The 14,512-nt window shown below is 70.9% G+C and carries 2 protein-coding genes and 1 pseudogene; all 3 read right to left on the bottom strand.

All coding sequences use genetic code 11. The features are described from left to right. Positions 1–43: 43 nt before the first annotated feature. The gene (locus FHX81_RS34605; RefSeq protein WP_141982707.1) at positions 44–5,845 is read right to left on the bottom strand and encodes an RHS repeat-associated core domain-containing protein; all 5,802 of its coding nucleotides are present in this window, start codon (positions 5,843–5,845) and stop codon (positions 44–46) included. Between the two features lie 51 nt (positions 5,846–5,896). Next, positions 5,897–10,504 carry a LamG-like jellyroll fold domain-containing protein gene (locus FHX81_RS34600; protein ID WP_170232281.1) on the bottom strand — a complete coding sequence of 1,536 codons (4,608 nt, stop codon included), beginning with the start codon at positions 10,502–10,504 and terminating at the stop codon, positions 5,897–5,899. A gap of 965 nt (positions 10,505–11,469) precedes the next feature. After that, positions 11,470–13,367, bottom strand: a pseudogene (locus FHX81_RS43085) (CHAT domain-containing protein). Positions 13,368–14,512 lie beyond the last annotated feature (1,145 nt).

Genomic DNA, 14,512 nt, shown 5'->3' with positions numbered 1-14,512 from the left:
GCCTCCCCCGGCGAACCGGAGGAGGCCCCACTCGACCACGTGCCTACTTGAACCAGCCCATCACGCGATCGCTCGCGGCTTGGCAGTAGCGACAGAAGTTCGGCACGTCGACGATGCGGTGTGCGTTCGAGTGGTCGAACCCGCCGGATGGCAACTGCCGGTGGCCGATCCCCGGGATCTGGGCTCGAGCGTGGGCACCGCCGTACACCCCGAGCGAATGGAGCTTGCCGCCGCTCGTGCCCACCTCCACCTCACCACGACCGAAGGGGATCTCGGCGTACTCACCGGGGTGGTTCTTCTGCTTCTCGATACCGCCTCTCATGATCTTGCTACCGAGCCCGGCGCTGACGCCCATGCTGGCGTCGATACCGAGTTTGATGTCGTAGACGACGCCGATCCCCTTGTCGTCCGCGACCACGCATCCCTCCGCGGTGATCCCCACGATGGCCGAAACACCCGCCGCGCCGCATGCTCCCATGGTGGTTCCGGACGGCCGCATGCAAGACCCCAGTGCCCCGGAGATCACGCACAGGGCGACCGGCACGCTGTCGCCGAGCGCGTTCTTGATCTTCTCCCCGAAGGCTTTGTTGCTCGCCGCGGTTCGATCCTTGGCCAGGAGCTCGTCATAAGCCTCGCCGGCCGCCTCGAACCTGCCCCGCGCCACCATGCACTGGAAGGGTGCCTTGATCGGGTCGCTGTTCGGAGCGTTGCAGATGTCCATCATCGCCGCCTCGGCGAGGTTCCGCTGCGTGATCGCGATCTGGTGTGCGGGGCTCGCCCCGACGGGGATGGGCAGGCCCTGGCTCGACCGCGATCGCGCCGGCTGCGTGTCGAGCACCCACTTCGGCAGAGGTGCGCTGGGCCGTCGCGGGGTGGTGGCCGGCACGTCGCCCCTGGGGTTGGCGCACGGACCGTCGATCACGCACGGGGTCGCGAGCAGGCCGGACGGGTCGCTCTTGCTGATCGGGCTGTTGGCCGCGTAGGAGTACCCGTGGAGCTGCTGCGGGTCCGAGAAGTCGCCGATCGGGTCCACGGACAGGAACCGGCCGGTGTCCGGGTCGTACTGCCGGGCGCCCAGGGTCGTGAACCCCGCGGAGGAGTCGACGGTCCCGCCGACGAAACCCCGGTCGCCGACGAAGTTCCCCTGGGGTCCGCGCGGCCCGCCGAACGGCAACTGCCGCCTGCGTTCGGTCTTGAGCGAGCTGACCTCGACGGACGCGTTCACGGTGCCCTGGTGGTCGGTGGCGACGTAGTCGAGCCTGTCGCCGGATCGTGCGGCCACGACCCGGCCACCGTGCGAGTAGTACCGGGTCGCGGTCTTGACCGTGCCCTTCACCTGGAGTTCCTGGCCACCCAGGTACACGGTGGTGCTGCCCGGTTCACGGCGGATGAAGCGTTCTCCGGTGGCGCCGTGGACGAACTCGGTGACCTTCGTGCCCTCGGTGACCTTGGCCAGCCGGCCCTCGGCGTCCCAGTCGAGCTGCTGGGTGGCGCCTGAGGGCGTCCTGCGGCTGACCGTGTTCCCCGCGGCGTCGTAGCCGGGTTCGTCGACCCGCGCCGCGGCGAGGCCGGGTCCGGCCGTGGACACCGACTGCATCCGGTGCCCGCCGGCCTTGCCGTAGGTGCGGACGGTGTCGCCCTGCGCTTCGTGCCGGGTGTCGGTCAACCGGTTGCCCACCTTGTCGTAGGTGAACGACTGCCAGTACTGCGCCGGGCCCGCCAGGTTCCCGGTGGACGGTTCCCCCGCACACGGTTGTGCGGTCTTCGCCGGCGTCCACGCCGAGGTCAACCGCTGCAAGTGGTCGTAGGAGAAGCACTGGACGTCCGCCTGCTGCCCCAGGGTCTGGTCCACGATGGACGTCATCAGCCCTGCGGGGTTGTAGGTGTAGTTGACGTCCGCTTGCATCGGCGCCGAGGTCTGGGTGTCCACGATGGTCCGTTCCGGACGACGGGTGTCCGGCTCGTAGATCATGGTCACCCACGAGTGCTTGCCCTCGTCGCCGAACCGGAACTGCTGCGGCTCACCGTAGCTCGTGTACTGCGTGTCCGTGACGTAGTCGAACGGTCCGACGTTGCCCGGGCCGCCGGAGGTCTTGCGGATGCGGCCGAGGTCGTCGTACTCGTGCAGGACCGTCTCCGAATCGAGGAAGCCGGGCGTGCCCCGCACCCCGACCGCCGGCAACCCGGTGCTCTGCAAGCTGCCGTCCGCGTTGTACCGCGTGGTGGTGACGTACGTCCCCGCGATCTGCCGGTCCTGCTCCGAGTCCGGGATCACCACCTGGGTGGCGGCGGGCCGGCCCGCCCGGTCGTAGGACAGCACGGAGCTGGTGTACGCGGTGGTGCCCGACCAGCGCGTGGCCGTGGCGGGGAGTCCCTTCCCGTTGGCGACCGTGTCGTAGGTGGTCTCCGAGCGCTTCTCCGTCCGATCGGGGAAGACCTGCTCGGTCAGCGTCGGACGGCCGAGGTCGTCGTACGTGGCCCGCAGGACGGTGCCCAGCGCGTCCTCGGTCGTGACCAGCCGGCCGAGGTCGTCGTAGGTCTTGCGCGTGGTGCCCCGGTCCGGGTCGTGCTGGACGGTCAGCCGGCCGAGCAGGTCGTACTCGTTGCGCCAGACGTTGTTCTCCGGGTCCTTCACCTCGCTCAACCGACCGGCGGCGGTGTAGCCGTAGGTCGTGGTGTCGTGCGAGGAGTCCGGCGCGTCGGTCCGGCGTTCGAGGGTCTGCCCACGCGCGTCGAACAAGGTGGTGGTGGGTACTCCACCGGCCGGTGGGGTCACCTTGACCCAGTTGCCGCCGTAGGTCGTCGTGGTCCGCCACTTCTCGGTGGGCGCCTTGAAGATCTCGGCGGTCGGGCGGCCCGCCCCGTCGAACTCGGTGACGGTGTGAGGCGGGATCGCCTCGGAGTTCGACGCCACCCACAGCTTGTCGTCCACGTCGCCGGAGGTGAAGAACGGCGCGGTCTCTAGGAACGCTCGCCCGTGCGTGTCGTACCGGGTCTCCGTCAGCAACCGGCCGCCGTCGGTCTTGCGCTGGGTCTGCCGCGGCCGGAGCTGCCCGTCCAGGATCTGCTTCGTCTCGGGCAGGTCGACGCCCTTCGGGCCGAGCACGCGGGTGGTCACCACGTTCGGTTCGGTCCTGGAGATCTTGTAGGCGAACTTCTTGTTGCCGTTGTCCCCGTTGCGGGCCCGTCCCGGCAGCCACACCTGGGTCAGCCGGCCGAGCGGGTCGTACGCGGACTCCGTGACCCGCCCGTTGACGTCCACCGCCTTGACCGTCGCCCCCGTGGCCGGGTTCGAGGTCGTGGTGATGGCGAACCCCAGCGGGTTCGTGGACTTCTTCCGCGTGACCGGACCGCCGACCGCCGGCGTGAACTCCGCGGTGGTGACCTTCCCCAGCGCGTCCGCGACCTTGAGCGCGCGGCCGTGCTTGTCGATGTCCTCGGCCTTGACCCTCGATGTCGTGACGTGCTCGAACCGGTCGGCGGCCGGGCGTGCCTTGAGCGCCTGCGTCGAGGTCACGTTGCCGCGGTCGTCGTAGGTCGTGCGGTCGTTGGCGATCGCGTGCTGCGGGAAGGTCGCCGGAGCGCCGCAGGCGACCGCGACCACATCCACCTCGGACGGCAACGCCATCAGCCACTTGTCGGTGTTGCGGGCGTACGACGTCGTGGTGCACCGGTCGTCGTCGGCCTTGGCCACGTCACCGAAGTCGTGGACCCGCCAGACCATCGCGGTCGGGTCTTCGTCCTGGTAGTGGGCCTGGCTCTTCGTTTCCTGCTTGCGGCCGTCCGCGAGCATCGTGAACGACCTCGTGGTGCCCTCGCGGACGATCCTGGCCTCGAACACGCCGCGCTTCGCGGTCGGCGCGTTCCGCCAGTACGGCTCGCTGATGGTCTTGCCGACCACCTCGTCCGTGTCCCCGAGGTAGGTGATCGACTCGCGTTCGACGCCGTTGAGCCAGTTGTGGTCGTCCACGGACCCGTTCTCGGAGTCGGTGACCTTCACGGGCGGCTTGCCCTTGTCACCGTTCATGCCCCGGTAGAACGTCGTGGCCACCTTGGTCCGCGTCCGCGGGGCGTCGGAACTCCTGCCGGTGCGGACGATGACCTTGCCGTAGCCGCGGAACTGGTTCCACGTCTTGTCCTCGTCGCGGGTGAACTCGGACTCGTCGTAGTGCCAGGCCGCGCCGCCGACGTACTCGTAACTGGTCTCGCTGCTCAGGTCGCTGCCGATCCAGTCCGTGTTGGACACCGAGGCGACCACGTACTTGTGGAACAGGTCGGTGCGTTCGTCGATCCCCGGTGCCGACCACTTCGCCGGGAAGCACCGCAGCGCGTTCGACTCCGGCGTGATCACGGTGTTCTCGTCGCAGTTGCGCTCGGCGTAGTTCACCGAGGTCACCGCGCCCGACTCCGAGACGATGGCGCCGATGCGGAACCGGATGAGGAACGAGGCCCCGTCACCGTTCTTCACGACCCGGTTGGGTTTGCGGACGCCCTCGAAGGTCACCTCCGGCAACGACAGGGCACCACCGTCGTGGCCGGTGTGCGTGATGCCCGCGAGCCACAGCGCGGGCTTGCCGTTGTCGTTGGGGTAGGGGAACTCGTGGCGCAGCGCCCACGAGTCGACCGTGCGGTAGCCGCCGCCGTCACGGACCTCGGTCCGGATCCTGCCGAGCCGCTTGGTGGTCCAGAACGACGGTGACCACGTCTTGTCGCACGAGGTGCCGTCGCACTTCAGCTCGAGCGGGACGTCCGGGAAGTTGGCCCGGTGCCCCGCGTTGTTCGGGTCGCAGCCCGAGCCGGGCACGCACCGCTCGGCCTCCTCGAACACCACCCGGCCGGTCGCGGCGAGGTCGGGGGTGTCGTCGCGCAGGCCGTACTGGATGTTCTTCAGCCAGCCGCCGCGGACGTACTGGCCCGCGCGGGTGTTCTTGTTCTGGCCGTACTTGTTCCCCTCGGTGCCGTAGTCGTAGGTCATCACGTCGCCGTTGGGGCTGACGACCTTGTCCAGTTGGAAGCGGTACCCCTGGTCGCACCAGGAACCGGCGAAGTCGTTCGCCCGGTGGCACGGCTCGTCCGTGTCGTCGCCGTACACGGGGACGGTCCAGGTCGAGTTCGCACCCGCGCGGTAGCCGAAGAAGTACTGCGTCCCGTCGGTGGTGGTGACCTTCCAGTGCTCACCGTCGTTGTCGGCGTTGCGACCCGGTTCGGTGAGCCGCTCGACGCGCGACCCGTTGTCGTTCTTCGGTTTCCACACGCCCGAGACGTCATCGCGGATCAGCGCCGTCTGACTGCCGTTGAGCGACAGGGTCGCGTTGTCGCTCTTCCAGCAGAGATCGCCGGGGTTCAGCTTGGGGTCGCCGGGCAGGTCGGTCTGGCAGCTGCCGTAGGTCCGCTCGACGAAACCGGGCCACAGGGCCCACCCGTCACCGACCCACGAAGCCTGGTTGTTGGTCGCGCTGGTCAACCCGTCGACCGCGCTGGAGGAGTAGCCCAACCCGAGTGACGGCACCAGCCCGCCCGCGGAGGGCGGCACCCTGAGCGGGTAGGACCAGGTGAAGTCGCCGGTCTGCCCGGCCACGTCCCACTTGCCGGACTGGCTCAGGGACGTGGCCGAGTAGGTGCCCTCACCGGGCAGTGACGTGGGCAGGCCGCTCTGGTCCCCGCGCCGCGCGGACTGCGCGGCCTCGTCCTTCTCCGTGCCGCGGCTGCCCTGCCCGACGGAACCGACCGGGACCGGTGACGCGCTCGGTGGTTGGACCGACGGGCCACCGGCCGCCGCCGCGGTCGGCGCGGTCGATGCGGTCGAGACGGCCAGCGAGATCACCAGCGCCGCGACCGTTCCCATCGTCGTCGATCGTCTGAACCTGTTGGAAAGCACGATGTTCCCCCCGGGGAGTCAGGCGGAGCCGTAGGACTTGTGGAGTTCCCAGACGCGGTCGGTGCTGAGGGCGCCGGTGTACAGGCGCACGTCGTCGATCCGGCCGGCCCAGTACCGGCTGTAGGTGTTGTCGTGCTTGGACCGGCCGAGCTGCAACCCCTCACCACCGGCCCAGGGGGTGAGCAACGTGCCGTCACCGACGCGCAGGCCGTTGACGTAGAGCCAGATCTTCTTGGCCTTGGCGTCGTAGACACCGACCAGGTGGGCCCACTTGTCCTCGCCCACCTCGGTGGGCAGCACCGACAACGCCGCCTGCGTGACCGTTCCGTCCTGCTCGGGCATCTCGAACGTCCAGGCGCCGAGCGAGTTCTCGTAGTCGTCCTTGACGTGGCCCAGCCGGAACTTGCCGGCCTGCCCCGAGTCGAGGCTGACCGCCGTCACCTCGCCGTCCACCGCCTCCCGGAGGTTGACCCACGTGCTGACCGTGAAGCTCTGGTCGGTGCGCACGTCCGTGCCCGTGGTCGAGACCGCGTCGTCGACGCCGTCCAGGGCGACGCCGTTGCCCGGCCCCCGGCCGGGACCGAAGGTGGCGCCACCGTGCACCGTGCCGCCGCGTGAGCCGACCGAGTCCGCCGCCGTGGTGCCGCCGGTCTCGTCGAGCTTCAGGTTGTGCACCAGGGCGAGGTCACGGCCCGCGATGACCCGGATCTCCTCCTCGAACAGGGTCCGCTGGTAGGTCCGCACGTCGTCGACGGCGCCGCGGAAGAACTCCACGGCCTTGCCGGCGGCCTGGCCCCGACCGATCTGGAGCTCCTTGCCGCTGCCCAGCGGTGCGTCGAGTGGTCTCGTGCCGACCACGACACCGTTGACGTACAGGGAGATCTCTTCGCGCTGCGCATCGTGCACGCCCGCGAGATGCGTCCACGCACCTGGCTGCACACCGCCGCCGGTCACCGACACCGGTGCCCCGGTCGCCGTCACCCCGGTGAATGCCCACCTGCCGTCGGCCGTGGTGTGCAGGGCGAACCCGCTGCGTTCTGCCGGCGTACCCGCGGCTGCCCCGTCCTGGGAGACCGCGGTCTGCACCACGTTCGCGGCCCGGGGGTTCAGCCAGGCCGACACCGCGTAGCTCCGCGTGGTGTCGACGGCGTTGGGGGCGTGGATGCGGTCGTCGACGCCGTCCAGGCCCACGGCGAGGTCGTCGGCGTTGGGAGTGGTGCTGTGTCCCGGCACCCAGGTCGGCGTGCCGCTCACCGTGCCGTCGCGGCCCCGGCCCGAATCGTCGACGGCGTTGCCGTCGAGCTTCCACGAACCCGTGGCCACCGCGTCGGCGGCGATGATGCCCCTGATCTCGGCCTCGTCGATGACCCGCGTGTAGGCGCGGACCTCGTCGACCCCTCCCGGCCAGTAGCCGTTCAGGTTGCCGTTCCACCTGACGGTGCCCACCATGAGCGAGCCGCTGGACGCGGTGTGGCTGGTCCACGGGGCGGTGGCCGCGTGCACACCGTCGACGTAGAGCCGGATCTGCTGGGCCGGTCGGTCGAAGACGCCCGCGAGGTGCGTCCAGGTGTTCGGCTTCGACGGCATCGACGAGAGTGCTTGGGCGTTGGGTGAGCCGGGCGTGTCCTGGGACGACGGGGCCAGGAGTTCCCACCTGCCGACACCGTTCACCTGGCGTTGGTTGAGCGCGAAGCCGCTTCTCGGGCCGGCGTCCTGGGACAGGATGCTGTAGGCCCGGCCATCAGGGCCGGTCCTGTCCTGCTTCACCCACGCGGTGACCGCGAAGCTCTGGTCGGTGCGCAGCACGGACTCCCCTGTCTCGGCGGTGTCGTCGACACCGTCGAGCTGCAGACCTTCGCCGACCGCACCGGGCACGTACTTGGCGCCGCCCTTCAGCGTCATCGGCGTACCGCCCGGGACGTTGTTGCCACCGGTCCTGTCGTCGAACTTCCACTGCCCCGCCTGGACGTTGCCCAGGCCGACCAGCGCACGCACCTCACTGCCGACCAGTGCCCGGTCGTACACGCGGACCTCGTCGACCGCGCCCTTCCAGCGCTGCCCGGCCGAACCCGCGTCACCGATGCGGACCTCGCCGGCCGCGCTCCAGTCGTTCGTGCTGCGTTGTGCCGTGCCCACGAGCGTTCCGTTGACGTACAGCCGCAACGTCCGCACCGTTGCGTCGTACACACCGGTGAGGTGCGTCCAGGCGCCTGGCTGCGGCGCGCCGACGGGGGACGAAGCGACGTCGTTGGCGACATCGGTGGCCGAGCGGGCGACCCCGAAGGCCCAGCTGTTCGTGTTCAGCCAGGACAGCTGGAACCCGGGCAGCGCGGAGCCGAGCTGGCTGACCGCGGTGGCGGTGGAGCCGGGGTGCTGCGGGTCGAGCTTGACCCACGCGGACGCGCTGAAGCTCGTGCCGGTGAGCACGCTGTTCGGGGCGGAGAGGTAGCCGTTCACCCCGTCGAGCTGCACAGCGGAACCGACCGCGCCCCCATCGATCCACGTCGCGCCGCCGTGCAGGGTGGCGTCCCGGTCACCGACGTCCGCGTCGTCCCGGGCGTGGCCGTCGAGCGGCCAGAGCGACTTCGGACCGAGGCCTGTGCGCACGTTGAACGTGTACGTGGTGGGCGGGCTGGTGTTGCCCGCTTTGTCCACGCTGCTCACGAACAGCGTCTGGCGACCGGTATCGCGCGGGGTCAGCCAGGTGCTGGAGCTGCCGCCCAGGGTACTGCCCTGGTCCAGCTCGACCCGTTCGCTCGGGGTACCCGACCACGAGTACTTGTAGTGGTCGACGTCGCCGTCGCCGTTCGACCTGAACCAGAACCTGTCGGCGACGCCGGGACCGCCGTGCCAGTCGTTGTCCTCGCGGTACAGGACGCTGTCCACGATCGGCGGCTTGGGCGGTGTCCGATCGATCACGAACGAAGGGCCGTTCTCCCACACCTTGCTGTCGAGGACGCCGTCACTGGCCGCGATGTTCCAGTCGATCCTCTGCCCGTCCGGCCTGCCCGCCAGCCCCACCTCCGTGGCGAAGGTGGTGCCGGAACGTCCGGTGCCCATCGTCTGCCACACGCCGTTGACGTGGACACCACCCCAGATGGTCCCACCGTCCGGATCGGAGAGGTCGCCCTTGAGCAGGATGCGGTCACCACCCACGTAGGACGTCCCACCGCAGTGCTTGCACGGCGTCAACACCGGTTCCGTGCGGGGGTTCCGCGCGTTGTCGGGGTGGTGGTTGTACTCGACGGAGATGTACGGGTAGCTCTCCGTGCCGTCGTCCTCCCGCGCGACGTAGAACCGCTTCCAGCCGTTCTCGCTGGTCTCGTCCCGGTCTTTCAGCCCGAACACCAGGTTCCGCCAGTTGCCGTCGGCCCCTTCCTGCGCCGGCGTCCAGATGACGAAGCTCGCCCAACCGGGGGTGCAGTACCCGACCTTGCCCACCGGCCGCGCGGAGTCGACCCGGTTGGCGTCGCCCCACCACGGTTGGTTGTGCCACGTCGTGTCCCAACCGACGTGGTTGAGGACGTGCAGGTCCACCCATGGCACCTGGGCGGAGTCGCACGTGTGCTGGTACTTCCAGCCCTGCTTGATGAAGAGTCGCGCACTTTGGATCTTCGTCCCCTGCAGGGGGACCGCGTCGAACCGGAAGAGCGAGCGCGCGATGTCGGCCCTATCGCAGTCCGGGCACTTGCCGACCCTCGCGACACCCTTGGCCCGCTCGTCGGCGTCCACCGGCGCCGGGTTGTGGTAGGCCTGGTCGGGCCAGCCGCTGCGGACCACGGACCACTCGGCCTGGCGCGGCGAGTGGTAGCTGTACTGCGGGTCGATGGTGATCGGCAGCTCGGCCGCCGGGTCGGTCAGCAGGGCTCGGTCCGGCGTCAACGCCAGTTCCGTCGCACTGACCGCGACCCCTACCGCCGCGTCGCGCCCCCCGCTGTCCCACATGGTCGCCGCAGGTGCGCTGAAGACGACCTCACCCTTCGGGTTCACCGCCTTGAGCGCACCCTTGTCCTCGCTGAACCGAGCGCCCTCGACCGTCAGGCCGAAGCGGACCTCGGTGAGCGCGGCGGCGGCCCCGCGCGTCTTCACCACGAGCTCGTGCCCGAAGCCCTCACGGCCCGCCCTGGCCCGCAGGTCGACCCCCGGGATGACCTCCGGGTACGTCGCGGTGTCACCCGAGATCACCGGCTCGGGAAGCGGTGTCGGCCAGCTCAGCGCGATCTCGGCCCCGCCGGCCGTCATCCGCGCGAACCGCTGCGCGCCACCCCCGGAGAAGACCACCTCGGCCTCGGTGGCCCGCGTCGCGAAGGAACCGTCCCCCCGCTCGACCAGTGACGGGTCGATGTCCACCCACGTGCCGTCCCGCTTCAGCCGGGTGGCCACCACGGACTGCTCCATGGTCATCGAGCCACCCGGGTTGGCGAAGAACCTGGCGTTCTCGGTTTTCAGGCCCGCCACTTCCACTTTCGAGCCCTGCCGGCGAGCGGCAGCGAGCGCCGCCTGCTCGGTCTCCGCTTCGGCGACCGGCCCCTGCGCAGCCGGCACCACACCGACCGCGCCCTCGCGATCGAACTGCCACAGCGCGGTCGCGGTACCGACCAGGGCCGCAGCCGTGCCTACGAGCACGAGTCTTCGAACTCTCACCATCGCCCCCCACAACACGCGGCCGGCGCCCCACCGGCCACCATCGCTGCGAGTGTGCGGAGATCGGCTTCGGTCCTCCTTCAACCACCTTTGAACCCGTTTTGAAGCGGGCCGTCCACGGTCTTCCCCGCCAGGGCGCGCCCGGGAACCGGAACGTCACCGGATCACCCGGCACCTGCGGGCTGCGGGCCGCGGGCTGCGGGCCGCCACAACGTCGATCCCGGCTGACGGCACGACGGCCGGCTGCGCCGCTCCGGTTGCCCTACCTGTTCCTCGCTGGACCGACCTGCGCAGGCGGACCGATCGATCACCAGGCATCACCCCGCGACGGCACCAGCCCGCGCCATGGGGACGTGGACCAGCACGCGGCAGCAGCCGATTCCACGGTGGTCACCCCTGCGAGCGGGATGTTGATCAAACCATAGACGCGCGACCAGCAGCTTCATCATCGAGAACAGACGAGCCTGACCGTAGATGTGATGCTTTCCTGAAGGAGGTCTGCTCCCGAACTTCCCGCCGAACGATCACTGGCCCGGTGCCGTCGGCCAAGTCCCACACCGTGCTGTCGTCTCTGCCGGTGACGGCGACCGGCCGGCCGTCGATGTACGTCCACGCCACCGCCCGCACCCAGCCGGTGAGGGTGGCACGGTGGGCGGTGCTGGTCCGGTGCCGGTGGCCCATGGGGACTGCCAGGTGACGTCGTGAGCGGATTCGGCGGCCAGGGTGGTGTCCCCAGCGGGTGGCGTCGATGGCGGGAGTGACGCGGCGCTGTCGGAGGGTGCGGTCGTGGTTGTCAGAGTCCTTCGGTCGTCGATGCTGGACGTGGTGCTCGGTGACCTTCTGGACCAGGGCGCGGATTTGGCGCGGTGTGCGGATGACGACGGCGACTGGTTCTGCGTGGACGCCGCGCGACCGGTAGCGACTCGGCACCGGCACGATGAGCGCCGTCACGGCCCGACGTGGATGTGCGCTGCCCAGAGCAGGGGGTTGCGCGGGTGGCTGTCGCGGAGCCGCCGGATCGCGCGGTGCAGGGCGTGCGCCGTGTGGGCGGTGTCGGGTGGGCGGCGCCCGTCGTCGGTGAGCGCCGAGTACACCTCCCGGGTGGTCCTGGTGGCGACCGCGTCGTCGATGGGCCACAGCGTGCGACCACGTGCCGGTACCCGGCGATCCGGAACGCAGCGGTGATGTGCACGGCCTCGTCGACCACGCTGGGGTGCGCCCTGGTGGTGCTGCACGCCGCCAGGTAGGCCAGCTCGGCGTCGGGCAGGCGGAGCCGTGACAGGGCGCCGATGGTGAGCGGGTTGTCGGCGTGGTCGTGCAGCAGCAGCCGGCTGTCCGCGCGGGCATTCCAGTCGCTGTGCCCGTGGCACGCCAGGTGCACGAGACCGTGCCGCGGCAGGGCGGCCAGGACCGCGTCACGGGTGGCGTCCGGCCCGATCAGCAGGCTCGAACCGGGGACGAACTCCGCCACCAGCCCCGCCTCGGCCAGCGCGCCGGGCAGCGGAGCGGCTCGTGGGGTCTCCGGCATGGCCACGACGAGCGCCTTGGCGGGCGTGCCGGTGCCGGCCGTGGCGGTGGCGGGCGTGCCGTCGCGGCTCAGGGCGTTGGCCGTCGGGGTGTAGGAGGAGACGACGCAGTCCATCACCGACAGGGCGTCGGGGCCGGTGTGGCGGCCGGCGGCGTGCAGCGGCAGGTAGGCGACCGGACCGACCGGGCACCACCACACCCGCGGCCAGTCCGCGCCGGGTCCGGGCGGCCGGGCCAGCCCGAGCGCGTCCAGGACCGGCCCGGCGATCGCGTCCCAGGTCCAGGCCAGCACGTCCCGCACGTCCGCCGCGGCGGTCAGCTTGTCGGCCAGTGGCCGGTCGGGGTCCACGAAGGCGTCCGCGGCCAGGAGGAACCGGCCGATCTCGGCGCGGACCCGGCGCGGTTCGGCGTCGGGCAGGGGCACCAGGCGCACCGGAGGGCCGGCGGCAGGGGTGATGACGAGGGCGTCGCACCGCTGTCGGCTCAGGTTGAGCAGCACGACGGGGCCGTCGTCGCGGCGCAGCGCCTCCACCGGGGGCGTGCGCAGGAAGCCGTGGAAGCCGGGCAGCGCGCGAACGCGGTCCAGCAGCGACTCCCACTCGCCGCCCAACCGGTGCCGCTGCGTGGCGTCGGCCGACTCGGGGTCGTCGAGCGCGGCGCGCAGCCGGTCGAACTCGTCGGCCAGCGAAGGTGCCCGGTCGTGCAGCTCGCGGAGGTCGTGGCGAGCGCCGACGGCTTCGGCGAGGAGTGTGCCGCGGGCGCGTTCGAGCAGCGCGACGGCCCGGTCCGGGCGGCCCGCGGCGATGGCGACCGACGCCGCCTCGGCGGGCAGCTGGTGGGTCTCGCTCAGCACGTGCACCCGGTCCTGGTGCGCGAGCGCGCGCGGCGCCACCTGCTGGAGCAGCTCCACGGCCTGCTCGTAGGCACCCAGGGCTTCCTCGGCGGTGGTGCACGTCCGCCCCAACCCCCACCAGGCGGTGATGCGAAGCTGGACGGGCGCGGCGAGCAGTGTCGTCACCTCTTCGAAGGCCGTCCGCGCATCGGAGCGGGCATCGGTGGAACCGTCCTCCTCGGCCAGTCGCTGCGCGGACGACGCCAGGTTGAGCAGGGCGCGGGCGCGGTGCGCGGTGTTGCCCGGGACGGCCGTGGCCGCAGCCTTGCCGACCTGCACCGCTTCGCGCAGGATGTCGGTGTTCCCTGTGTGCTCGAAGGACGTCCGCAGGGCGACGCACAGGCTGTTGAGGTGGATGTCCAGCGGAAGCCCGGCCCGCCGGGCGGCGGCCACCGACTCCCGGAACGCGCCCACCGCCTCCGCCATGACCCCCGCCTCCTTGGTGCGGTCGGCCAAGCTTTCCAGGACCACACCGAGGTTGAGCAGCGTCCTGGCCCTGCCCGGGTGGTCGGGGGGAGCGGAAACCACAGCCTGCCGACCGACCTGCACCGCCTCCGCCAGGAGGTCGACGTCCCGGTTGCGCAGGTACAGGCTGTGCAGTGCGAGGGCGAGGTTGTTCAGGCGCGGGAGTCGGCCGGTGTGCTCCGGTGGCGTGGCGGCCACGGCCTCGCGGCCGAGCCGGACCGCGTCCTCCAGGGCGTTGACGTCACCGCGCAATTCAGACCAGGTCGCCAGGACCCCCGCGAGGTTGCTCTGGTAGGCGGCGCGGTCGGGGCTGTCGGCCGGGGCGGCGGTCACCGCTTCGCGCCCGATCTCCAGTGCCTCCAACAGGGTCTCGATGTCGCCGGTCTGCTCGTGGGACATGCGCAGCGCCGTGCTGAGGTTGCCCAGGAACATGTGCCGGTGGGGGTGGTCCGGCGGCGCGACCGCCAGCGCCTCCCGGCCTGCCCGGAGGGCTTCCGGGACCAACGCCGGATCGTCGCCGCGCTGTTCGTGGGCCGTCTGGAGGTCGACCCCGAGGTGGGACAGGAGATCGGCGGTGTCGGCCCGCCCGTCCGGGGGTGCGGCCGCGGCTCGGCGCGCGACCCGCACGGCTTCCAGCAGCGCCGGAACGTCACCGTGGTGCCGGTAGGTCTTCTGCAACGCCCGGCTCAGGTCGACCAGCAGGGATGCGGCGTGGGGGTGGTCGTCGGACGCCGCGACCGCCTGCCCGAAACACGCCACCGCCTCCCACAGGGCGTCGGCGTCACCGCCGTGGTCGAACACCGCGAGGTGGGCGTGGCCGAGGTTGCTCAAGCGGTCGGCTCGGTACTCGTGGTCCGCCGGCGTGACGGACAGCGCCGCTCGGGCCAGCTCCACCGACTCCGGGAGGACACCAGGGTCACCGCCGTAGCGCAGCGCGGTGCTCAGCATCTGGCAGCACAGGCCCAGATGGGGGTCGTCGGTCGACATGGTCGCCAAGGCCCTGCGGTACAGGCGGACCGACTCGTCCAACGCCGCCACGTCCCCCTCGGCCTCGAACCGCAGGGTCAGTTCGACGGCCCGTCGGGTCAAGCTGCCGGGATCGTCCG

The sequence above is a fragment of the Saccharothrix saharensis genome (assembly GCF_006716745.1).
Classification (GTDB): domain Bacteria; phylum Actinomycetota; class Actinomycetes; order Mycobacteriales; family Pseudonocardiaceae; genus Actinosynnema; species Actinosynnema saharense.
The sequence above is the reverse complement of the archived record's forward strand: the minus strand, read 5'-3'. Positions and strand labels throughout refer to the sequence as shown.